Raw genomic sequence first — 23,169 nt, 5'->3', positions numbered from 1 at the left:
GCGCAATTACATGCAGTCTACCCGGAAACACTACCCGCTACTTGGGCTTTACATTAAACTTCTCCACCATTTTAGCCGGATAGTAGGATTCTTTAGCCTTGCGCAGCCCTTCAATCCCCATGTCTTCTTCCCTGTTGACGCTGGTCAGGTGCTGCCAGGCGTTCTCACAAAACTTCTGGTTAATGACCGGATATACGCCGCGAATGTCGGGGTTTCCCTTTTCCACGTGGATAACGGCTGTATCGGCGTTTAACTTTTCGCCAAAAGTGAAGGCTTCAACCTTGCCGCCGATGGTAATTAACCCGCCGGTCAACTTAAGCTCATCCCAATGGCTGAGGACTTCAATAATAGCGTCCCGTTCACTGCGAAGAGTGGGATCGTCGTCACAGCCTTTTTTTACACACCATTCATGTTGGTTTTCGATACAGCGGGCCGTCCACTCGGTTGTCAGCGGCCAATATTGATAATTACTGTAATTACGGTAAAAGCTGTTAATATGATTTTTCTTACTGTGGTATTTACGACCTTTTAATTCAATCAGATCCTTGGTATTATAAACATAGTCAAAGTTGTCACGATCGCTGGAAACAGCAAACTGCCCGGGGCGCCAGGTTTCCAGAATGCCGATCATGAATTTTTCGATGCCGCGCAGCTGAAACGTCAGATCGTGAGCCGTAAAATAAGCGGCCATTTCGTCGAGAGCCTTTGCTACGCCTTCATCAGGACCGATCGGCTGCAGCATAAACTGTCTGTTGCCGCTACCTGCCTTTATAAACAGGTACCCCTGGCTTTCAGCCCACTTGATTGAGTATATATTGCGCCACATAAATAAATTTGTAAAATTAAAATGAGCATTTTCATAACGGCGCTGACCAAAGTATTTATCAAATACTGGTTTCTGCGCCAGCGTAATATCTTGGAAATTGATACTAAGACCCCCTACTTAATTCTTACTACCTGCTGGCACTAAAAGGCAGCCGGTGTATTGTAGTACTTATTATTATATGCCCGGCGTTCAGAGCATGCAATATATTCAGGAGGTGAACTCATGCCCAGACGTGCGCCTACTATATTATATGGCGATTGCCCCCATCTTAACAAAAGGCACAGTATTATTGCCGTTTACGGGGAAACCCGGAAACCCGGCGAGGCAGTACCTCACTATCAGGTCGAAGAGATTGAATGCGATTTTAGCGACGAGTGCAGACTGAAAAAATGCCCCCTGGCCGAAAACGCACCCAAGCATCCTCCCGGTATAGGGTTTGCTTAACTAAGGGAAGCGGGGACGGTTTGTGAATGAAATGCGCCAACGCATTTAACTCACAAACCGTCCCTTATTTTACCGTAATTTTTCGCCCACTGTCCTGCCGCGCTATACCTTTTGCACGAATTCCAGCCGCTCGCCGTCAGGGCCTGTAAAGAACATAATCCTTTTGTTCCCTGTCAGCTTGGGCTGATCAAACAGCAAGGGCACATTAAACTGCTGCAGTCTGGCTATCTCCCTGTCGATATCCTGCACTAAAAAGGCAATATGGTCTACAAAACCAAAGCCCCGTGAGCCGGCAGGATCTTGTTTGTATTGGATTAACTCGATAGTTTGCTGGCCCGACTTAATAAATTCAAGCCGGATGCGGTCGTCCTGATAGCTTTCCTCCCGCTGGCAATCTAGTACGGTAGTATAAAAATTTACGGATTTGTCTATATCCTTGACGACAACGCCAATATGCGCAACTTCGTGCATATGCTACTCCTCCCTCCATACTTTAGGCCAGGCAAAAATAAATTTTGCTCCTTGGCCGGCAGACGACAATATGCGAATCCAGCCTCCCTGACTATCCACGATCTTCTTTACAAGCGCCAGCCCTACACCGGTACTTTCCTTGATATCACGGGACTGCAGCGTCTGGAACATTTCAAAAATTTTGCGGTGGTATTCCGGAGCAATCCCCGGCCCGTCATCGGCGACAGTAAATTCATAGAGCCCGTCACTATCCCGGACAGTGACAATGACTTGTCCTGCCGGTTTATCGTGGTGTTTTACGGCATTGCCGATCAGATTGGCAAAAACCTGCCTGAGCCGCAGCCGTTCGGTATACACGTCAGGCATTTCCGGTCCGATTACAATCTGAAAGCCTCCCGGCACAGTCAAATCTTCCACTACTTCAGCGATAAGTTCCCTGACATTAACCAGTTCCGCAGTTGTTTTAATCCTGCCAATGCGCGAATACTCTAAAATCCCCTCAATCAGGCTTTCCATACGCCGTACCCGGCCGCGCAGCAATTCCAGCTTGCGCTTTACATCAGCATCCAGTGTACCCTGGAAATCTTCCTCAAGCCATTGCGACAGATTGGCAATAGCCCTTAGCGGCGCTTTGAGGTCATGGGAAACAACATAAGCAAACTGATCCAGCTCCCGATTGCTGCGTCTGAGTGTCTGGGCGTACCTGGATAATTCCCGCTGCTTGCGGCGCAACTCCTCCTCACGACGGCGCACCGCCTCAAGCATGGCAAAAAAATGTTCGGACAGCTCATTGAGTTCAATATAGTCATAGCTTTTAAGCGGCAAATTATAATTACCGGCTGCAACCTGTCTTGTTTCTCCGGTTAGTTCACTTAACGGCGTAAATATTTTTTTCAGAATGCGCATGGCCATTAGCACAGCCAAAGCCAACGCCACGACGCAGCCAATGATAAATATGTTCCGGGTACCGCTCACCGGGGCAAAGGCCATGTCGGTATGCTGGGCAGCCAGCACCAGCCAACCGGTCGGCTGAGCAACAGTGAACGAAACCAGATACTCACGGCCGCCGTTCTTGACAGTAAGCGTGCCGGACTTTTCGTTCAGCGCCGCAGCAAGAAGTTCTTCATCTCCCAGGCTTTCCCGCTGATAAACCAGCCTTCTGTCAGAATGGCCGATGAAAGTGCCTTCGGTATCAACAATAGCAGTCCAGCATTCCGGGCTGATATTGCCTTCCGCCGCAATGTCATTCAGTTTACTTAAGTTGATATAGCCAATAACCATCCCATGCCGGGTCGGCTTGGTTACGGTCAGCGTCGGCTGGCCTGTGTGCTGGGATATAAAAGTATTTGACCAATACGTTCGTCCTGTTTCCCGGGTGTTGGCAACAAAAGGCTGACGGGAAAAATCCAAAGTTGCGTAACTGTGATGATAAGGCGCAGCAAATACTGACAAGCCGTTGTTATCCAGAATATGAATTGCCTCCAGATAAAGATGACTGGCCATGAGCGTATCCAGGTAATTCTGCATCTGTGCATCATTCAGTCCGCCGGTATCAACCATGGTTGCCGCCTGGCTCATCATGGCGTCTGCCGTTAACAGAAAGTCTTGCGTAGCGGTTGCCAAACCGCCGGACAGCTGAGTGTTATGCCGGATAACTTGCTCACCCATACTCCGGTTCAGCAATGTTACGGTAATAACGCTGATTACTATGATAGGCAATGTAACTGCTACTATGATGTTCAGCGTCATGAAGGTCTTAAGGCTGTCCATAAGCCTGTTCATATGCATCATTTCGCCTTACTCATTTCATTGTTATAAACTGACCGTTTTTTACAGTTATCGTCCGGCAGATACGTGTAACGTCGCCTGTGGCGTTAATGGCAATGTCGCCGCGCAGTCCCGAAAACTTCCCATGGGCGAGAATGGCTTTTTTTACAGCGAGGGGCGTGGCAGTGCCGGCTTTTTCGATACCGGTCAGTATGATTTGCGCCGCCTCATAGCCGTAGGCGGCAGCATAATTAGGCTGCATGCCGAACCGTTCCTGATACCTGCGCACAAACTGGCTATTGGCCGGACTGCTGTCATCCGGAGTAAACGGACTGCTAAATAAAACTCCTTCCACCGCCTGGCCGCCATGCTGGATAAAATCGGCGGTCATGGCCCAGCTACTGGAAAACAGGGGTATGTCGGGCTTGTTCTTTTTCAGCCATTGAACCAGCATGGCCGCATCCACGGCCCCGGCTACCAATAGTACACCTTCGGGCTGAAAACCGGCTGCTTCATTAGCCAGATTTTCGTACTCCACCTTGTTGCCGGATACAAAAGAAAGGGTTCTGACAATCCTGCCACCCAGTTGCTGGTAGGCTGCAGAAAACGATCTTACCCAATTTTGGCTGTACTCAGGATTGGATGTGTCATAGATGACCGCCATGCGTTTAACGGCAAATTGGTTAACGGCCGTAACAGCTTGTGCTTCGGCCATAACCCGGACCGGCGACATCACGGTAATCAGCATGTCATCGCGTTTTGTCAAGGCGTCCGCGGTGGCTGTCGGGGTAATAATTACGGCCTTGCCGCTATCGGCAACCGGCAGTGCGGCTACGGCGGTAACACTGGTCATATGGCCGATAATGGTTGTTACACCGCCATCTATCAGCCCTTCGTCAATCGACCGGACAAGCGCCGGGTCATTGCGGTCATCCTTAACAATGAGTTCTACCGGCCGGCCGCCGAGCCCGCCGGACTTATTCCTTTCCTCCACTGCCAAAATGGCGCCATTCCGCCCGGCAACGCCAAGGTCCGACTGGCGTCCTGTCAGACCGGCGACAAAACCGATTTTATAGGGGGCACGAAGGCTAAAGCTGGCTATAAGGAGCAAGCCAGTAATCAAGCTAACAATAATAATAAGCTGACGGTGGTTCGCAAGTGTCACATTCTCCCTCCATCCGACTTTATTTTATGTAATAATTAGTCGCCGGAGGGAGAATTTCCTTTTTTTCTTTATTTAAAGTAATTTACACCGGCGAGGAACAGACGCTGGTCTTTGCCGCCCGGGATATTCCTCGCCACATTGTCGCCAATTCGTTCCGAGTGACCCATTTTGCCCAGCACTCGCCCGTCCGGACTGGTTATAGCCTCAATAGCCTGGAACGAGCCGTTGGGATTAAAGGCAATGTCATAAGTCGGGCGGCCGGTAAAGTCCACATACTGGGTGGCAATTTGGCCATTGGCGGCCAGCCTTTCTATTTCAGCTGCCGTGGCGTAAAAACGGCCTTCACCGTGTGATGCCGGAATGGCAAATACTTCGCCGACCTCTACATTGCTCAGCCAGGGCGACAGGGTTGAAATTACCTTGGTATTAACCATAGAGGAAATATGTCGGCCAATTTTGTTGAAGGTTAGCGTGGGACTGGTATCTGTCAGATCGCGGATTTCCCCGTAAGGAACGAGGCCCAGCTTAATGAGCGCCTGGAAACCGTTGCAAATGCCAAGCATTAACCCGTCACGACGCTCAAGCAGGTCGGTTACAGCCTCCTTCACCCGGGGATTGCGAAACACAGTAGCAATAAACTTACCTGATCCGTCAGGCTCGTCACCGGCACTAAAGCCACCCGGCAGCATCACAATTTGGGCGGCGGCGATTTTTGCGGCCAGCGCGGCCATGGATTCTTCAATATGAACCGGGGTCAGATTGCGGATAACCAGTATTTCCGGGCTGGCGCCGGCTTCGGCAAATGCCTTGTACGAATCATACTCGCAGTTTGTGCCGGGGAATACCGGAATAAGTACCCGCGGCTTAACCGTACTGACTGCTGGACGGCTGCCGTTGCGTTTTGTGTAATACGCGAAGCTTGCAGGCTCATTATCAATGAGATTAGGCCTGGCCGGAAAAACTTCTTCCAGCGGCTGCCGCCAGGCTGCCAACGCTTCCGTTAAAGCAATGTGCTGGCCATTAACGCCGATAACAGGTTGAGCGGTTGTCCGGCCAATACATTTATAGTGAAGGCCGGCAAGCGCCTGCTCAAGTTCAAATTCTGCAGCAACCTCAAGAATCAGTGAACCGTAATCAGGCGCAAATAAAGCAGTATCCTTGACCTCGGCTGCCATCTCTATGCCGATTCGGTTGCCAAAGGCCATCTTTGTAACCGCCTCGGCGATTCCGCCCAGCTTAACGGTATGGGCGGCCAGTACCTTGCCGTCCTGGACGAGCCGGTAAACACAGTCGTACAGCTTGCCGGCAGCCGCAAAATCAGGCAATTCATCCTCGCCGCGCGGCAGGCTGAGCAGCACAACCTGGCTGCCCGCCTGTTTAAACTCTTGCGAGACTACCTTGCTGACATCGGCTGAGGTAACGGCAAACGCGACCAATGTGGGCGGCACAGTGATATCATTAAAGGTACCGGACATGCTATCCTTGCCGCCAATTGCAGGAATGCCCAGCTGCTGCTGCGCATAGAAGGCCCCCAGCAATGCACTGAAGGGTTTACCCCATTTGCCGCTGTCTTGTCCAAGTTTTTCAAAGTACTCCTGCAGTGTCAAACGGACAGTACGGAAATTGCCCCCCAAAGCAACCACCTTGGCGACGGCCTCGACAATAGCGTAAACGGCTCCGTGAAACGGGCTCCAGCTCGACAGGCCGGGATTAAAACCATAGGTCATGATGGTGCCGGTTGTTGTATTGCCGGCCAATACCGGCAGCTTGGCTACCATCCCCTCTGCGGGAGTATCCTGATACTTGCCGCCAAAAGGCATAAGCACAGTGCCGGCGCCAATGCTGCTGTCAAAACGTTCGACAAGCCCTTTCTGGCTGCCGATATTCAGATTTTGCAGCATATGAAGCCATGCGTCCTTGATATCCTGAGGGCCGCCGGCGACTTTCGATCCGGCAAAATAGCTTTCCCCGGCCGGAACCGCCACTGCCACGTCAGTGCGCTGCTTCACGCCGTTGGTGTTTAAAAACTCCCGGCTGATACTGACAATAGCTTTACTTCGCCACAGCATGGTCAGCCGCTCATCGGCGGTAACCTCAGCAACAACGGTCGCCTCCAGGTTTTCCTCATCCGCATAGCGAATGAAATCCCGGGCATTAGCCGCCGCTACAACAACGGCCATCCGCTCCTGCGACTCAGAAATAGCCAGTTCAGTCCCATCCAGACCTTCATATTTTTTGGGTATGGCATCCAGATTAATGGTAAGACCGTCCGTCAGTTCGCCGATAGCTACGGAAACGCCGCCGGCGCCGAAATCGTTGCAACGTTTAATCATGGTACTTACTTCTCTTTTACGGAACAGACGCTGGATTTTGCGTTCTGTCGGCGGATTGCCTTTTTGCACCTCAGCCCCACAGCTCTCCAGGGATTCTTCAGTGTGAGCCTTAGAGGAGCCGGTTGCCCCACCGCAGCCGTCACGGCCTGTACGGCCACCTACTAAGATAACAACATCCCCTGCCGCAGGCACAGCCCGGATCACATTCTGTCTGGGGGCTGCCGCCATAACGGCGCCAATCTCCATGCGTTTGGCGATATAACCCTCGTCATAGATTTCAGCAACCTGACCGGTTGCCAGACCGATCTGGTTGCCGTAGGAACTGTAACCGGCGGCCGCACTGGTAGTAATCTTACGCTGCGGCAGTTTGCCAGGCAGTGTGGCTGCAAGCGGTGCACGGGGATCGCCGCTGCCTGTGACACGCATAGCCTGATATACATAGGCCCGGCCGGAAAGCGGATCCCGGATACAGCCGCCCAGACAAGTGGCTGCGCCGCCAAACGGCTCGATTTCCGTCGGATGATTGTGCGTTTCATTTTTAAACATAACCAGCCATTCTTCGGCCCGGCCATCTACCTCGGCCTGGACAACAATGCTGCAGGCGTTAATTTCTTCCGATTCATCCAGGTCCTTAAGCCGGCCCTGCTTTTTTAACTTTTTCATGGCGGCAGTGGCAATATCCATTAAACTAACATCCCGGCTGCCCGCTTTATCACCATACACAAATTGCCGTGATGCCTGATAGGCCTGCCAGGCGGTGGCTACCGGCCGGGTAAAGCGGCTGTCTTCAATCGCTACCTGTTCAATCTTGGTGTGAAAGGTTGTGTGCCGGCAGTGATCAGACCAGTAAGTATCAATGACCTTAATCTCGGTAAGCGTTGGATCCCTTTTTTCGGTATCCCGGAAGTAGACTTGACAAAACGCTAAATCTTCCAGGCCCATAGCCAGTCCCCGTTCTGCCAAAAATCCGGCCAGTTCTTCTTGGTTCATACTGATAAAGCCTGGAAGCACGGCGACATCAGGCGGCATTTCGGCAGGCAGTGCAAGTGTCTCGGGTTTCGCCATCTGCGCTTCCCGGGCCTCAACCGGATTAATACAGTACTCCCTAGCTTTGTCAAGGTCGGCCTCTGAAAGCTCCCCTTCCAGCACCAGGACTTTGGCGGTGCGGATTACAGGCTGCTCCTTTTGGGTAAGAATCTGCACAGACTGAGCCGCCCAATCGGCTCGCTGGTCATATTGCCCCGGCAAATATTCCATGGCAAATACTTTGGCCTCAGCCGGCAGGGGAAAATGTTCAAGGTAAACAACATCAACCGGCGGTTCAGAAAATATTGTATGCAAGGAGTCGTTGAGCTCGGCGTCACTGATGCCGCTCACATCATAGCGGTGCAGAATACGCAGGCCTGTCAAACCTGTTATCCCCAGATGGTGCTTTAAATCCGAAAATACTCCTTCCGCCTCAACGGCAAAACCGGGTTTCTTTTCCACAAATATACGGCGAACAGCGCTCAAAACAAAATACCTCCTTAAATATTACAGGCAGGAGTAGGCCCTGCCCCTGAAATTCGTAAAATTAAGAGCAGAATATTATTATCATTATAATGAGTTACCCAAAGAATGGCAAGGTTAGCAAAAAGCAGCCCTTTGCTTACGCTGAGCTGCTATGAAATATCTATGTACTTTTTTATATTACATAAAAATTTTTAAAAATTTATACATAAGTGCACTGGTAGCGGCACTGAAAGGAATTGTCAATACCCAGGCAAACAGCATTTGTTGGGCGACACCCCAGCGCACAGCCGAAACTCGTTTGGATGAGCCAACGCCCATAATGGAACCGGATACCACGTGAGTAGTACTTACCGGCAGGTGAAGATTGGTAGCTGCAAAAATAACAAGTGAGGAATTCAGGTCAGCTGCAAAACCGCTAATCGGCTCCAGCTTAAATATTTTTCCGCCCATGGTCTTAATGATTTTCCAGCCGCCGGCCGCTGTTCCAAAAGCCATTGCCGTAGCGCAGGAAACCTTTACCCACAGGGGAACTTCCAGTGAAGATATATGTCCGGAGCTTAACAGGGCCAGGGTAATAATACCCATTGCCTTTTGGGCATCATTGGACCCGTGGGAAAAAGACATCATACTGGCCGACAAAAGCTGCATCTTTTTAAAACCGGAATTAAGCTTAACCGGTTCTTGCCGGCGAAAAATCCACATCAGGGCAATCATTATCAGATAACCGCCAGCCATAGCAATCACTGGAGACAGCACCAGGGAGAGGATTATTTTCTGAACACCGGCAACATTAATGGCATCAAAGCCCGCGCCCACGATTACCGCGCCAAGGACACCGCCGACCAGAGCATGGGAGGAACTGCTGGGAATACCAAACCACCAGGTGATTAAGTTCCAGACAATAGCCCCAAACAAGGCTGAAATGATAACCGGCTGGTTAACCTGGGAAGCTGCCTTTACAAGATCCCCGCCAATGGTTTTGGCCACTCCGGTACTATAGAGGGCACCGGCGAAATTGAGAATAGCGGCCAGAACGACGGCATACTGCGGCTCCAAAGCCCGGGTGGATACCGATGTGGCAATTGCGTTGGCCGTATCGTGAAAACCATTAATATAATCAAACGCCAGCGCAAAAAAAACCACAACATAAACCAGCGTAAAATCAGGCATATTTCACGACTACTCCCTTTAATAAATTGGCAATATCCTCACAGATGTCCAGAGTTTCCTCCAGATGAAGCAGGATTTCCTTCCACTTGATAATCTCGATAGGATCATTGCACTCTCTAAATAATTTGGCCATCTCCTGACGGTACAGCCTGTCACCCAAGGATTCGCATTCAATAATCCGGGCACAGCGTTCCTCAAGCTTGTCTCGCTGCTTTTTGATTTCAGGCAGAAGCGCGAAGGCTTTGTCAATATGTTTGGCGCTTTTGCCGACAAGTACGGCCAGTTCTTTGGCACCTTCGGACGCAGTGCCGGCATTGTATAATTCCATACGTTCAATTACACCCTGTATGCAGTCAATAACATCATCAAGCTTGTGGGCAATACTATAAATATCCTCACGGTCAAGCGGTGTGATGAATGTCTTATGCAACAGGCCGACAATTTTGGCCGTGTTAGTGTCAGCCGTTTTTTCCAGCTCGTCGATTTGAATCATTAATTCGGATAAGGATGAGTCACCATTTCTGTTTAACGCCTCTTGCAGTACATCCGCCGCATCACGAATAATTTTAGTATTGTCCAGCAGATAACTATAAAATTTTTCTTCGCGCGGCTTCAAGCCAAATCCCATACTCAGCCTCCTCAATTTGTCGGATTCAAACTGATTATAGCATATCATCACACTCTTTGTTAACTAACTGTAAAAAAATGTTAAGATTCGGTTAATTTGGTATTAACTATTAAGACTTAGCAACAAGAATAATTCCGCTCAGGATCAGCGCCATTCCTCCCAGCCGCAGCGGACCTATAGACTCATGAAACAAAAAGTACGAAGCCATAAAAACCAGAACATAGCCCAGACTGATAAGCGGATAGGCATAACTCAGCTCGACAGAGCGCAAGGCATAGATCCATAACAGTGTACTTATACCATAGAGAACCAGGCCGGCGCCTATCGGCCAGGCTGCCATCGCCTTATCTAAAAGCGGGCCTGCCTCCGGAATGCGCATAGCGCCAATTTTGAAGGCAATTTGCCCAACCGCGCCAAGCAGCACAGACACCAGTATTATGTAGATCGCTTTCACATCGACACCATCCTATTTGCATTACAGGCTCTGATCTAAAGGACAAGCCCGTCTGGTAGTATATTCCCCCCGTCCGCTGGTATTCCTGCCGGGCTAACTAAAGAGCTGGATAAATGCCCGGCTATTTTATTAATACCGGCCGTACCATAACAAAACAACACGACTATAGTGTGCCTGGAATCGTCGTATTCTTTCCTCCTTCCCAAAAATAAAATGAGTAGGAAATTAATTCAGCGGAACTGAATGCCGCAGCCTGGAATTGGGCGGCTTGACGGCAGGCAGCTGCCGTTATATTGTTTAGTCAGGGAAAATTCACCAAGGAGGGTTCTATATACTGTGCAGGCTGTCCGTATTGACGAAATCGATGTTCTCCGGGGAATTGCCGTTATTCTTATGATTATTTTTCATACCGTATTCGACCTGGCTTACTTTTATAACTGGCAGCTTGATTATCTAACCGGCTTTTGGTATTACCAGGGTAAAGCCTCGGCAGTGCTGTTTATGCTGGTATCCGGCATCAGTTCTCACCTTAGCCGCAATCCGGTGCGCCGTGGCTTTCTTGTACTGGGGGCGGGGCTTTTGATTACAGCCATTACTTATTTGGCAAGCCCGGCAGTCTATATCCGTTTCGGCATTCTGCACTTATTGGGAGTGGGTATGATCTGCACTCCCCTGCTGGCCCGGCTGAGCTCCCTATTGCTTATGCTGACCGGAACACTGCTGCTGGCACTTAATAATGTCCTCGCCGCATTCACGGTTACTACCTCCGTGTTTATTCCGGTTGGCCTGATACCGCCGGAATTTTCCTCACTTGATTATTACCCGATAATCCCCTGGCTGGGCGTAGTTGTCTATGGGATGACGGCAGGCAGGCTGCTTTATCGCCGCAAACGGCCGTTATGGCCGCAACTGAGTAAGCAAGCCGGTATCCAGCCTTTGACCTGGCTGGGACGCCGGTCGCTATTCCTTTATCTTATGCACCAGCCCCTGATCCTGACCGTACTGTACGCCATACATAAACTATTTTTCCCAAACTGATCAGATCAATCTCCGGCGTTTCTCGCAACGAATTCCATTATGTGCTAAAATTAATTATAATATACATTTTTACAGCAAAGGGAGCTGAGCCAAGTGAAAATGCTAAAAAAGCTATTGTTGGGCTATTTGTTTCTGTCCCTGACAATGGCAGTTTTGCCTGCTTATGCGATCACCCCTCAGGTAGTTGCGGTTTTACCGGTGATAAATACTGCAAGATACAGGTATCCGGAAGATCTGGCAGTAATTCAAAACACAATAATAAAGCCGTTTAAATACCCTTATTATACTTTGCTGCCGCTGAACACAACTGCTGATGCCGCCAGCATGTTTTTACAGAATAGCAGGGGACGCAAACTGTCTGAGCAAAAAGTTATGGCGGAACTTGCCGATGCGTTATCAGCCGATATTGTAGTTGTGGTTGAGCTATCCAGGATCAGGCTTGACAGGATTTATTCACGCAATTATGATGACACCTATATCTGCTCCGATGTATCACTAACAGGGTTCACATATGCGAAAGCGACAAAAAAATATGACCGGCTGACTGCTGTAAAATCTGAGTTGGAGTCGGAAAGTATCGATACAAACGCACCGGCGGTTTTGCAGGAACTGACAGAGGAAATTTTGGTCAAAATGCCTTACAAACGGATTCCTGTTTCCCGGTAACGGCGAAAGTGCAAGCCGCTGCTGCCTGATCCTATAGGGAATTATATTCTCTATCTTCCGGCAGCGAAAAATAACCACCGCCAATGAGCGGTGGTTACGTATTTAGCAGCGGCTAAGGGGCTCTTGGCCCCTTAACCTACTGCCAGGGATAGGAAACTCTATCAAAGTAAGCGACTGCCAACAGACATATACCAATTACAACCAATACCACAATTGCTATAGTCATTGCATCGGCCTCCTTTGCTGATACAGATAAGTTAAACTATCCCCATTCGTTAGTCTTTTGATTTAGAAATTATTTATGTGTGGCGGGGTATGGAAAAAAGTTGTCAGGGACAAAGCCCCTGACAACTTTTAGTTAAAAGAGATTATCTGGTTTCACCCGATAACATCTCATCAATAGCCTTAGCCGCCTTTTTACCTGCTCCCATAGCCAGAATAACGGTAGCTGCACCGGTTACGGCATCACCACCGGCATATACGCGTTTCCGGCTGGTAAGACCGGATTCCTCGTCGGCGACAATGCACTGCCATTTATTGATTTCAAGTCCCTGGGTTGTTGAAGAAATGAGCGGGTTGGGCGAAGTGCCCAGCGACATAATTACAGTATCGACGACCATAACAAATTCGGAGCTTGGCACCTCGACCGGTTTCCGCCGGCCGGATGCATCCGGTTCGCCAAGTTCCATCCGGATGCACTTTAAACCGGTTACCCAGCCTTTGTCATCCACAAGAATTTCCACCGGGTTTGTCAGTACATCAAAAATGATGCCCTCTTCCTTGGCATGGTGCACTTCTTCAACTCGGGCCGGCAGTTCAGCTTCCGACCGGCGATAAACAATATGGGTTTCGGCGCCAAGACGGGCTGCTGTTCTGGCCGCGTCCATAGCAACATTGCCGCCGCCGACGACCGCTACTTTTTCACCCACCTTAATGGGAGTTGAATATTCCTCTTTAAAGGCTTTCATAAGATTGTTGCGGGTTAAAAATTCGTTGGCCGAAAACACACCATTGGCATTTTCCCCGGCAATTCCCATAAATTTAGGCAGTCCGGCGCCTGAACCGATAAATACGGCGTCAAAGCCTTCCTCGCCAAGCAACTGATCAATGGTCAGCGTTTTACCAATGACAACATTTGTTTCTATTTGTACGCCCATCTTTTTCAGATTGGCAATCTCGCTTTTTACTACGGTGTCCTTAGGCAGCCGGAACTCGGGAATCCCGTACACCAAAACGCCGCCTGGCTCGTGCAGGGCTTCAAAAATTGTGACGGCATACCCTTTACGGGCCAAATCGCCGGCACAGGTTAACCCGGCCGGGCCGCTGCCGATCACAGCCACCTTTTTACCGTTTTGGGGCGCCGCTTCCGCGATATCAACCGGATTTTCCCGGGCCCAGTCGGCTACAAACCGTTCGAGTTTGCCGATGGCTACAGCATCCCCTTTTATACCGAGAATACATTTGCCTTCACACTGGCTTTCCTGTGGACAGACGCGGCCGCAAACGGCCGGCAGGGCGCTCGCCTGAGCAATAACTTTAGCAGCTTCGGCGATATCGCCTTTTTTTACATGTGAGATGAAGGCGGGAATATCGATAGCAACCGGGCAATCCCCAATACATTTGGCATTTTTGCAGCCTAAGCAGCGGGCAGCCTCGGCGACGGCTTCTTCCAGCGAATATCCCAGGCATACTTCGCTAAAGTTGCTTACCCGCTCCCGGGGACATTGCTCCCGTACAGGAACTCTGACTGCTTTGCTCATTATGACGCACCTCCGCAGCAACCGCCGGCATGGTTATTCTTTTCCATCGCCAGCAAATACTTGCCTTCTTCCGATTTATACATAGCCTGACGGCGCATCGCCTCATCAAAGTCAACCAGATGGCCGTCAAATTCGGGACCATCCACACAGGCGAACTTAATTTCTCCGCCGACAGACACGCGGCAGGCGCCACACATCCCCGTACCGTCAACCATAATCGGATTGAGGCTGATCGTGGTCCTGATATTATATTCTTTAGTCAGTCTGGCAACAAATTTCATCATAATCATGGGGCCGATAGCAATTACATGGTCATAACGGGTACCGTTGTCCACAAGTTCTTTCAGCACATCGGTAACAAGCCCCTTGCGGCTGTACGAGCCGTCATCGGTAGTAACATAGACATTGGCTCCAAGGGCTTTCATTTCTGCCTCCAGGATTACATGATCCCCGGAGCGCGCCCCGATGATAACGTCCACTTGAACGCCCCGCTGCTGCAGCCATTTTACCTGGGGATATACAGGTGCTGTGCCCACGCCGCCGGCAACAAAAACCAGCCGCTGCTCTTTCAGCGATTCAATGTCTTCATGAATAAACTCCGACGCTTCCCCAAGCGGTCCGGCAAAATCACTGAAGGAATCGCCTGTTTCTAGACTGGCCATCTCCATGGTTGACTGTCCCAGTGTCTGGAACACTATGGTAACCGTCCCCCTGGCAGCATCGTAATCACAGATGGTAAGCGGAATTCTCTCGCCTTTTTCGTCCATCTTCACAATAACAAACTGACCGGGCTTGGCTGATTTAGCCACCCGTGGTGCGGCCACATCCATCAAGTAAATCTGTGGCGCCAATTGCCGTTTTGCGACTATCTGGTACATCGTAATCTCCCCTTTTTGCATCGACATGTTCTGACAAAATTACACCATGAGAATTATATCACACTAGCCCGTGATTGGGAATAGAGAGGCCGCAGCCTTGACAGGCTGCGGCCTCAGGGTTAGACCCGGGTAATTTCGTAACGGTTAACGGCAGCTCCCGCATGGGTGTCGGCTGCTTGCCTGAAGGCAAAGCCCGGGTTGAGAACGCTGATAAAGGCGGTAAGCCATTCATTATACAGCTTTTTCATCATTTTACCGTCAGCCCCGGCCCGTTTCCAGTTAGGCTCCTGCAGGCAAACCTCACTTTCCCAGACCATGCGGTCAGCTGTGCTTTCCAGCACGGCATCGGCCTGATCGCAAGGCATACCGTTCAGGTAATAGTCATTGATGGCTTTATATAGTCCGAGTGCGCTCGCGGTATCATATTTTCCCTGGGAATCTGCGTGGCGGGCGGCATGTGCGCCGTGCTCCCGGAATGCCTTTTGGGCTACATCAATAGCGGCGTCACCGCAATTGTCAACCAAAGCCTGCACAAAAGCCGCTTCCCGGCTCTCGGCAATGTTTATCTGGCGCTGCAGCCAGCCATGAATATTGCTTTGATCAATATGTTCCTTCAAATCGGCATCCGGCAAGGGCTCACCATAGCTTTGCCAAGCCTGGGCACGCGCTTCTTCCGCGGTACCGCCGCAAAGCTCGCTGGCGGCTTCAAAAATCATTTGCTCACGCTCAATAACGTGGCGGATTTTGTTATATAACCAGTAATGGATAGGCGCTAAAAAGGCGCTCATTGTGTCTTCCCCCTTTATTTATTTGCTGGCACTACCTTATTCAAGGCAGCGATCAGTTCGGTTAAATTAAGCCCATGAATCTCGGCTGCCTGGGAAACTGGTTCGCCTGCCGAGGACGGGCAACCCAGACATCCCATGCCGAAAGAGCGGAATACCGGAATCGTCTGCGGATAAACCCGGATAATGTCACTAATAACACTGTCAGCTGTGATTGCATCACCAAACACCAAATTTCCTTCTGTCAGCCCGCCTGGCAGGGGTACAATTTTATCCCCGGCGTCTGACTGCGGTACTTGGGGTGCGGTGTCTGCGCTTTTCTCTCCATAGAATTCGGCCAGAACATCGGTCTTAAACTTGGCGAAACCTATTCTCTCAATAAATTGTCCGATACGTTCAATATCGGCATGCTTTTGGTAATAACGCATAACAATATCGATAATTCTTAGCGTATCATCATAATCCAGGCTTTCAATCAATCTATCCGCCAGCCGCGGATGAGAACCGGCGCTGCCGCCGACATAGACGTCCCAGCCGGCGTCAGTGCCAATGACCCCAACGTCCTTGACAACAGACTCGCCGCACGAGTTCGGGCAGGCAGAGACTCCCATTTTAATCCGGCTGGGCATCTCTTTTTTAATATAGCGCCGGTCCAGTTCCAGTCCCAGCTTAATACTGTCCTGTTTACCCCGTTTACAGAAAGCGTTGCCGGGACACACTTTAACGCTGCGGACACAATTGGCGAACCCCAGAGCCGGCTGCATGCCAAGCTCTTCCCAGATACTTTCAATGTCCTCGGCCTTGAGGCCGGTAATCATAATCCGCTGGGCTGATGTCAGCTTCATAGTACCACCGTATTTTTTGGTTACATCCACATATTTCTGCATTACATCGGGTTTGATAAATCCTCCGGGCACATGCGGAGTTATCGCATAAGTACGTTTGCCGTCACGAATTTTTTGCAGGTTTGCTCCTTTGGGCAGCATGCTGCCACCTCCTTAATCTTATTACATTATTTTTTACTGAAACAGGGGCTGTTATGAAAATTCTTTACTGCGAAATATATAGTAAGAATTTGTTTACAAATGCCTAAGTTCCTGCTCAGTGTTATCTCTTGTTACTATTGTAATATAATCCTTGCTGCCATTCGTTGGCAAATATCACAGACCGCCGTGATATTTGTCACGTTTTAAGGTTGTCACGGTACTAATAGCTTGTCAGCCCTAATCCAGTGAATACTGACGGTCTATTTTCCACACCCCTTCGTTGTCGTCAGTCAGCAAACGTCCGGTATGCCTCCTTCCTCCGCCTTGGTTTGCGAAAAATAGCCTCGCCATTATTCTACTGTTTTAGAACTGACAAGCTACTAGCTTACATAAATTGCCGGTATCCGGCTGAAACTAATGGCTGTAACAAAGAAGGAGGTAAAATTATGAATTCTGTGCAGTTCTGTGAAAACAACCTAAAGCACGAGGGTATGGAAGAACTTGTGGAAAAGTGCCGGGCTGAGCTTAAAAATGCTGAGATATCGGTAGAGCCCTGTTTGGGCGAATGCGGTGACTGTGCCGAAATGTATATTGCCAAAGTAAATGATAACTTAGTTACCGGCGATACTACCCATTATTTATACGAAGAAATTGCCAACCTGCTTGCCTAGCGCAACAGTAAGGCCATCGAAAGCTACGCATGCTTTCGATGGCCTCTCGCATTTTATCTATGCCTACACGCCGGATCCTGCCGGTTGCTCTTAAGGAACCTTCTATTACTGCACCACACCCAGCCAATTCCAATATGTTACTACCATAATGCTCATAACAACAGCCGCCAGGATGCTCATCACGGCGCCGGTTTTGATAATTTCGCCGGAAGTTACATGGCCGGTGCCAATGGCAATTGCGTTTGGCATATTGCTGACCGGCAGCAGATACTGATGCTGCATATTCATGCCTAAAATCAGCGCAAATGTCAGGGGATTGGCGCCAATGGCAGCCGCATGGGCAATAACAATAGGGGTCAGCGCCGTGGTTTTGGGACCGCCCCCGGTAAAGAATATCTGCAGCGCAGTTGCAATCCAGATAAGAACGATCATCTGCATGGAGTAAGACATTGAGGCTATAGGTCCAAGCATAGTGCCCGCCAGCCATTTGGCAGCTCCGGAACTTACCAGCGCAGTCCCCATGGAGAGACCGGCGCCATAGAGCACAAATATATTCCAGGGCACTTTTTGCTGGGCCTCTTTCCAGGCCATAATTCCTGATCCGGGCCATAACAGCAAGACAACAGAAACCATACCCACCAGCACAACATTTATCTTATGTACCGAGTCAGTAGCCCACAGCGCCAGGGTGATCAAAAATACCACCAGTGTGTATTTTTCCTGAGAACTAAGTTTGCCCAGCGCCTGCAATTCCTTATGTACATAATCCTGTCCCTGCCCCAGGCTTTTAACTTCCGGCACCCATATTTTTTGCAAGACAAATACCGAGATACCTGCCAGTAAAAAAGCGGGCGGCGCGCCGATTCTGAACCACTCGGCCCAGGAAATGCTTTGTTGGGTGGCTGCTTCAATCAAGCCCACCGTGATAGGGTTGCCTACATGGGCGGTAAGAATGCCGGCACTCATCATCGTCCCGCTCATGGCCACAATAAAGAGAAGTGCTTTAACAATATTGCTTTGTCCCTGCTTAGCGCCAAATGCCTGGCCGATACCCACGATGATCGGCAACATTAACAGCGTCCTGGCGGTAATGGATGGCACCAGGAAACTGGTGATTACCATAACCAGAGCTACGGCCCAATATACTTTTACAGCTGATCCCCGGGCCGAATTTACCAGGATGAGGGCAATTCGTTTGGACAAACCGGACTTTTCCATACACCCTGCCATTATAAAACCGATAACGATTAACCAGACTGCTGTATTGGCATAGCCGCTGAATGCATCGCCCAGTTTAGTTGCCCCCATAGCCGCCAGTAAAAACACAATAACAAGTCCGCTGATAGCATCATCCAGCGCCTGCGATACCCATACAATAATAGCAAAAATAGCAACGCCAATTGATTTTTTCCCGGCCATGCTGAGGCCTTTTATCTCCGGCGTCAGCCAGACTACCCCAAAAAGGCAGGCAAAGGCCGCCAGAAGATACAACCATTTCTGTTTACTCATACTCACCCTCCGTATTAAATATATATTGGGAAGCTTGACTAAATTCTAAATATTACAGCAACGGAGAGCTATTTTATTCTGACCAACAACACAAAAACGATTACCAGCGGATTATAGCAGCAACAAACAACGCATATGCAGGACTGGGTCCGTTCACAGCTCGATATACTCACGCAGCCGGGCTGCATATGCCCTGCCGACCGGAACCTCCATTCCTTTGCCGGCAGCCGTTTTTTGTAAAATCAGGAGATAGCCTTTGTTAAACCAATTGGCTATTTCCTTAATTTGATTGACATTAACAATATAATTGCGGTGACAGCGAAAAAAGCGTTCGGCCGGCAATTTTCCCTCAAATTCCTGCAGTGTAAGCTTAGTCCGGTAAATCTCACCATCGAGGGTTCTGATATATACCAACCGGTCTTTGGCAAAAACCAGCTCTATATTATCACTGCTAATAATCTCCATACGGTCGCCCTTTTCCACTGTGAACTTGCGGACTCCGGCAGCCTTAGGGCAATCACGCTGACTGCCGGCCTTGGTTTTTACACTGGCCCTGGCCAACATTTTCTCGAACTTTTTCATAACCCGTTCAACGTCGGCTTCATCATACGGTTTCAAAATATAGTCGATGGCGTTGACCGAAAATGCCGTTAACGCATACTCATCATAGGCAGTGGCAAAAACAATAGCCGGGGGATCTTCACAAGTCATCAGCCGCTCGGCAACCTCCAGGCCGGTCATGCCCGGCATTTGAATATCCAAAAAGAGTATATCCGGTTTATGGGCTTTGGCCAGTTTCAACACAGCTTCACCATCATGAGCCACTCCCGCAATACAAAGGTCAGGATACAGTTCAAGCAGCACGGAGCATAGTTCTGCCGCCATCGGTTTTTCGTCATCAGCAAGAATAATTTTGACATCCTTCAGTTGTGTCACTTTGTATCTCCTCCCGCCAGGGCAATCGAATGGATACGCAGGTCCCCCTTGCCGGGCTGCTCTCAATTCTTATGCCAAATTCATTGCCAAACAACCGCTGAATCCGGGCATGCACATTATTAAGCCCAATACCAACACCGCCGGTTAACCCAGCATCAGACTGCGGGTCTAACAGCAAGTCGATCTTATCAGAGGCAATGCCGACACCGTTATCTTTTACCATAATCTGCAGGATGCTGTCATCCCTCAGCACATGGATTTCGATGATGCCACCCTCAATTTTTGGAGAAAGCCCATGCTTAACGGCATTTTCGACAAGCACCTGTACTGAAAAAACCGGTACCTCCTGCTCATAAACTACCGGATCGACCACCTTGATAATACGGATGCGTTCCCCAAACCGGGCCTGTTCCAAAAAGATATATTTATCAATGAACTCAAATTCTTCCCGGATTGAATTCATCTCTTTTCCCGGGCGGATGTGCCGCCTGATAATCACCGACAGATCCTTTATCAAGGCCCTGGCCTGCTTGGGGTCTGTCCGGATAGTGGCCCGGATTGTACCCAGAATATTAAAAATAAAGTGGGGATGAATTTGAGCACGCAGTGAGTTATATTCCGCCTGAGCCAATAGCAGCGTCTTGGCTTCAAGTTCACCATGCAGCAGCTGTAAGCTCAGAAAGTCGGCAATACCCTGCACCAGCTCAGCCTCATAGGGAAGAATGATGCCTGTACCTGTTTTGTATACTTTAATACTGCCTGCAAAACGGTTATCGACAATTAACGGCGCATCGATGACCGCCGTAAGCGGGCAGGACGGAACCGGGCAGCCAATGCCGGCCTTATCGTTGGTTATGACTGTCTGCCGGCTTTGTATAGCGCGCTTGGTTGCCTGGGTAATGATAGGCTGACCGACAATATGATGATCGTCACCGTACCCGATAAAAGCCAGTACTGTGTCTGTATCGGTAACAGCGACGGCATCGGCGGCGATCTCCGCATAGATAGTCTTAGCCGCTTTTTGGGCTGAAACCGTGTTAAGACCGTTCCAGAAAATCCCGTTTGTCTTTTGAATAACCCGCATGGCCTGCTGGGCCGACTCAGCCTGAACCTTTTCCTGTTCCTGGTATACATCGCGAACTATGTATACAAACAGCATCACACCCAGACAATTGGCAAACGTCGTCGGGATGGCTATCACCCGTTCTAACTCCCAGGCGGCTTCCAATGAGCTGGAAAAAGTCAGGATCAGTACTTTCAAAATTACTTCGGCGCCGAACGACACTATCAGCGCCACTTTTACGCCAATATTGCGAACCCCGTAGCGATTGTAAACCAACCCGCTGAGATAGCCGACAATGATATTGGCCGCAATGCTGGGGAGGACGGTATACCCTCCTAAAAAATAGCGGGGAATTGCGCCAAGAATACCGGCCCCCAGACCAACAATCGGGCCTCCCAAGAGTCCGCCGGCCACGGCGCCGACAATGCGTGTATTGGCCAAAGCCCCCATTACCGGAATGCTAAGGTAGTTACCAATACCGGAAAATAAGCCGAAAATACAGATCAATACCAATTTATCCCTGAGCCGGTATTGCGACTGACTTAGCGCCCGGCGGAAAGGCGGCAGCTGGGTTGTCAGGTAGGCGGCTACCCCCAGGACCGCAATGTTTTTGATTACGTCACCCAGCAAACCAAGATACATTGTATCACCTCTAATAAAACTTGCAGACACAGGATTATATCCACCGGGCACAGTGTATTGGCAGCACGAAACATAACAACCCCTGGCAGATTAAAAGCCAGAGGTTGTTGTTGTATTATACTGCCTGATAACCTATCTGCAGAGCAAGTTTGTTCATTTCTTCAGTTCCTTTTGGCACACGGGCCAGAACGGCTTTCTCAAGAGCTGCAAAGCTGACAGAGTTGGTAAGTTTGGTGATTGTCCCCAGAGCCACAATGTTGGCAAATAATTCACGGCCGCATTTTTCTTTAGCCAACTGGGTGATAGGCACAGCATGGACATTTTTATATTTTTCCGGTACTTCCCGGACAAAAGTTGTATCAATAACCAGCAAACCGTCTTCCTGTAAATCGGTGCCGTATTTGTTCAGCGCCTCCTGCGTCATAGCCAGCAGAAGATCAGGATTTGTTACTTTAGGATAATGAATTTGATGATCGCTGATGATCACCTCGGATTTACTGGAACCGCCGCGGGCCTCCGGGCCGTATGACTGGGACTGGACTGCTTCCTTGCCGTCGGCAATGGCAGCTTCAGCAAGAATGATGCCGGCGAGAATGAGTCCTTGGCCGCCTGAACCACTTAATCTGACTTCCATCATATTACCGCCCCCCCTCCCATGGCTTGTTTGATAACTTTGGTATATTCGGCCGTATATTCAGGCGCTTCTTCCTGGTGCAGTAAGCCAATCTGGATTTTGCCGGCCAGTTGTTCGGGTTTTAGCTTAGCAGCCGCTTCAACCGGAACGGTGTTATCCCGCTGCCAGGCCAAGAGTGCAGCCGGTTTGGACAGTTTGTTCTGCCTGCCAAAAGATATCGGACAGCCGGTCAGGGCTTCCACAACGGCAAAGCCTTCATGTGTGATCGCCTTGGCGACAAGCTCGGAAAGCTGTTTGGCATGGTAAGTGGTGGATCTGGCAACAAAGGTTGCACCGGCGCCTTTAGCCAGCTGGGCTAAGTCAAACGCACGGTCCACATTGCCGTAAGGCGCAGTAGTTGCCTTGGCCATATGCGGCGTTAACGGTGAATACTGGCCGCCGGTCATACCGTAAATATTATTGTTATAGATAATAACAGTAAGATCAATATTGCGTCTGGCCGCGTGGATAAAGTGATTGCCGCCAATAGCCGAGGCGTCACCGTCACCGCTGATAACAATAACCTTGTGGTCCGGCTTGGCCAGTTTGATACCGGTAGCAAACGGCAGTGCCCGGCCATGAGCCGTGTGCAGGGTGTCAAAGTTCATGTAGCCGGGAGCGCGTGACGAGCAGCCGATACCTGAAACGATTGTTGTTTTGTCCTGGTCGAGTCCCAATTTATCAATGGCCTTAACAATGGCCGATGTTACAATGCCATTACCACAGCCCGGGCACCAAATATGAGGCAGCTTGGCGCGATAATATTTTTCCAGTAATTGTTCCATGGTTTTC

Annotated in this window: 21 protein-coding genes; 4 read left to right on the top strand and 17 right to left on the bottom strand. The window is 49.8% G+C overall.

Features of this window, described 5'->3' with window-relative positions; genetic code table 11:
* Window positions 1–37 precede the first annotated feature (37 nt).
* Complete coding sequence (locus SATMO3_RS01415; protein ID WP_371381651.1) at window positions 38–907, bottom strand: DUF2156 domain-containing protein; 870 nt, start codon at window positions 905–907, stop codon at window positions 38–40.
* Window positions 908–1,048: 141 nt separating this feature from the next.
* Here SATMO3_RS01415 and SATMO3_RS01410 point away from each other — a divergent pair, with 141 nt between their 5' ends.
* A complete protein-coding gene (locus SATMO3_RS01410) occupies window positions 1,049–1,270 on the top strand; it encodes a hypothetical protein (protein WP_371376474.1) in 222 nt (73 codons plus the stop codon).
* Between the two features lie 102 nt (window positions 1,271–1,372).
* Here SATMO3_RS01410 and SATMO3_RS01405 read toward each other — a convergent pair whose 3' ends face one another.
* From SATMO3_RS01405 to SATMO3_RS01375, 7 genes are all read right to left on the bottom strand, one after another.
* Window positions 1,373–1,741, bottom strand: coding sequence for a VOC family protein (locus tag SATMO3_RS01405; protein ID WP_371376472.1), 369 nt, complete (start codon window positions 1,739–1,741; stop codon window positions 1,373–1,375).
* A gap of 3 nt (window positions 1,742–1,744) precedes the next feature.
* A complete protein-coding gene (locus tag SATMO3_RS01400; protein WP_371376468.1) occupies window positions 1,745–3,523 on the bottom strand; it encodes an ATP-binding protein in 1,779 nt (592 codons plus the stop codon).
* Window positions 3,524–3,542: 19 nt separating this feature from the next.
* Window positions 3,543–4,673 (bottom strand): ABC transporter substrate-binding protein, encoded by a 1,131-nt coding sequence (locus SATMO3_RS01395; RefSeq protein ID WP_371376465.1) that lies wholly within the window; start codon window positions 4,671–4,673, stop codon window positions 3,543–3,545.
* Between the two features lie 68 nt (window positions 4,674–4,741).
* The gene (locus tag SATMO3_RS01390; protein WP_371376462.1) at window positions 4,742–8,518 is read right to left on the bottom strand and encodes a phosphoribosylformylglycinamidine synthase; all 3,777 of its coding nucleotides are present in this window, start codon (window positions 8,516–8,518) and stop codon (window positions 4,742–4,744) included.
* 177 nt (window positions 8,519–8,695) lie between these two features.
* Window positions 8,696–9,688 carry an anion permease gene (locus SATMO3_RS01385; RefSeq protein WP_371376459.1) on the bottom strand — a complete coding sequence of 331 codons (993 nt, stop codon included), beginning with the start codon at window positions 9,686–9,688 and terminating at the stop codon, window positions 8,696–8,698.
* Window positions 9,681–10,316 (bottom strand): DUF47 domain-containing protein, encoded by a 636-nt coding sequence (locus SATMO3_RS01380; RefSeq protein ID WP_371376456.1) that lies wholly within the window; start codon window positions 10,314–10,316, stop codon window positions 9,681–9,683. The genes SATMO3_RS01385 and SATMO3_RS01380 overlap by 8 nt, the downstream gene beginning before the upstream one ends.
* Window positions 10,317–10,425: 109 nt before the next feature.
* Window positions 10,426–10,770 (bottom strand): SMR family transporter, encoded by a 345-nt coding sequence (locus SATMO3_RS01375; RefSeq protein ID WP_371376453.1) that lies wholly within the window; start codon window positions 10,768–10,770, stop codon window positions 10,426–10,428.
* A 336-nt stretch (window positions 10,771–11,106) separates the two neighbouring features.
* On the opposite strand from SATMO3_RS01375, the gene SATMO3_RS01370 reads away from it, so the two are divergent.
* Both SATMO3_RS01370 and SATMO3_RS01365 read left to right on the top strand, forming a co-directional pair.
* Complete coding sequence (locus SATMO3_RS01370; protein ID WP_371376450.1) at window positions 11,107–11,808, top strand: heparan-alpha-glucosaminide N-acetyltransferase; 702 nt, start codon at window positions 11,107–11,109, stop codon at window positions 11,806–11,808.
* Window positions 11,809–11,901: 93 nt separating this feature from the next.
* Window positions 11,902–12,474, top strand: coding sequence for a hypothetical protein (locus SATMO3_RS01365; RefSeq protein WP_371376448.1), 573 nt, complete (start codon window positions 11,902–11,904; stop codon window positions 12,472–12,474).
* Between the two features lie 368 nt (window positions 12,475–12,842).
* Here SATMO3_RS01365 and gltA read toward each other — a convergent pair whose 3' ends face one another.
* The 4 genes from gltA to SATMO3_RS01345 all read right to left on the bottom strand — a co-directional run bounded on the left by gltA (window position 12,843) and on the right by SATMO3_RS01345 (window position 16,883).
* Complete coding sequence (gltA, locus tag SATMO3_RS01360) at window positions 12,843–14,234, bottom strand: NADPH-dependent glutamate synthase (protein WP_371376446.1); 1,392 nt, start codon at window positions 14,232–14,234, stop codon at window positions 12,843–12,845.
* Window positions 14,234–15,112 carry a sulfide/dihydroorotate dehydrogenase-like FAD/NAD-binding protein gene (locus tag SATMO3_RS01355; RefSeq protein WP_371376443.1) on the bottom strand — a complete coding sequence of 293 codons (879 nt, stop codon included), beginning with the start codon at window positions 15,110–15,112 and terminating at the stop codon, window positions 14,234–14,236. Before SATMO3_RS01355 ends, gltA begins: the two co-directional genes overlap by 1 nt.
* A gap of 119 nt (window positions 15,113–15,231) precedes the next feature.
* Window positions 15,232–15,900: a hypothetical protein gene (locus SATMO3_RS01350; protein ID WP_371376440.1), complete on the bottom strand. Its 669-nt coding sequence runs from the start codon at window positions 15,898–15,900 to the stop codon at window positions 15,232–15,234.
* Window positions 15,901–15,914: 14 nt separating this feature from the next.
* On the bottom strand, window positions 15,915–16,883 hold the full coding sequence (locus SATMO3_RS01345) for a DUF1858 domain-containing protein (RefSeq protein ID WP_371376437.1): 969 nt from the start codon (window positions 16,881–16,883) through the stop codon (window positions 15,915–15,917).
* 446 nt (window positions 16,884–17,329) lie between these two features.
* Here SATMO3_RS01345 and SATMO3_RS01340 point away from each other — a divergent pair, with 446 nt between their 5' ends.
* On the top strand, window positions 17,330–17,554 hold the full coding sequence (locus tag SATMO3_RS01340) for a DUF1450 domain-containing protein (protein WP_371376434.1): 225 nt from the start codon (window positions 17,330–17,332) through the stop codon (window positions 17,552–17,554).
* A 105-nt stretch (window positions 17,555–17,659) separates the two neighbouring features.
* Here SATMO3_RS01340 and SATMO3_RS01335 read toward each other — a convergent pair whose 3' ends face one another.
* The 5 genes from SATMO3_RS01335 to SATMO3_RS01315 all read right to left on the bottom strand — a co-directional run bounded on the left by SATMO3_RS01335 (window position 17,660) and on the right by SATMO3_RS01315 (window position 23,162).
* Window positions 17,660–19,063 carry a DASS family sodium-coupled anion symporter gene (locus SATMO3_RS01335; protein WP_371376430.1) on the bottom strand — a complete coding sequence of 468 codons (1,404 nt, stop codon included), beginning with the start codon at window positions 19,061–19,063 and terminating at the stop codon, window positions 17,660–17,662.
* A 153-nt stretch (window positions 19,064–19,216) separates the two neighbouring features.
* A complete protein-coding gene (locus SATMO3_RS01330; protein WP_371376427.1) occupies window positions 19,217–19,999 on the bottom strand; it encodes a LytR/AlgR family response regulator transcription factor in 783 nt (260 codons plus the stop codon).
* Complete coding sequence (locus tag SATMO3_RS01325; RefSeq protein ID WP_371376424.1) at window positions 19,962–21,734, bottom strand: LytS/YhcK type 5TM receptor domain-containing protein; 1,773 nt, start codon at window positions 21,732–21,734, stop codon at window positions 19,962–19,964. Before SATMO3_RS01325 ends, SATMO3_RS01330 begins: the two co-directional genes overlap by 38 nt.
* A gap of 85 nt (window positions 21,735–21,819) precedes the next feature.
* A complete protein-coding gene (locus tag SATMO3_RS01320) occupies window positions 21,820–22,341 on the bottom strand; it encodes a 2-oxoacid:acceptor oxidoreductase family protein (RefSeq protein WP_371376421.1) in 522 nt (173 codons plus the stop codon).
* Window positions 22,338–23,162, bottom strand: a complete 825-nt coding sequence (locus SATMO3_RS01315; RefSeq protein ID WP_371376418.1) for a 2-oxoacid:ferredoxin oxidoreductase subunit beta — start codon at window positions 23,160–23,162, stop codon at window positions 22,338–22,340. The genes SATMO3_RS01320 and SATMO3_RS01315 overlap by 4 nt, the downstream gene beginning before the upstream one ends.
* Window positions 23,163–23,169: the final 7 nt, after the last annotated feature.

Source organism: Sporomusa aerivorans (assembly GCF_041428895.1).
GTDB lineage: Bacteria > Bacillota > Negativicutes > Sporomusales > Sporomusaceae > Sporomusa > Sporomusa aerivorans.
The sequence above is the reverse complement of the archived record's forward strand: the minus strand, read 5'-3'. Positions and strand labels throughout refer to the sequence as shown.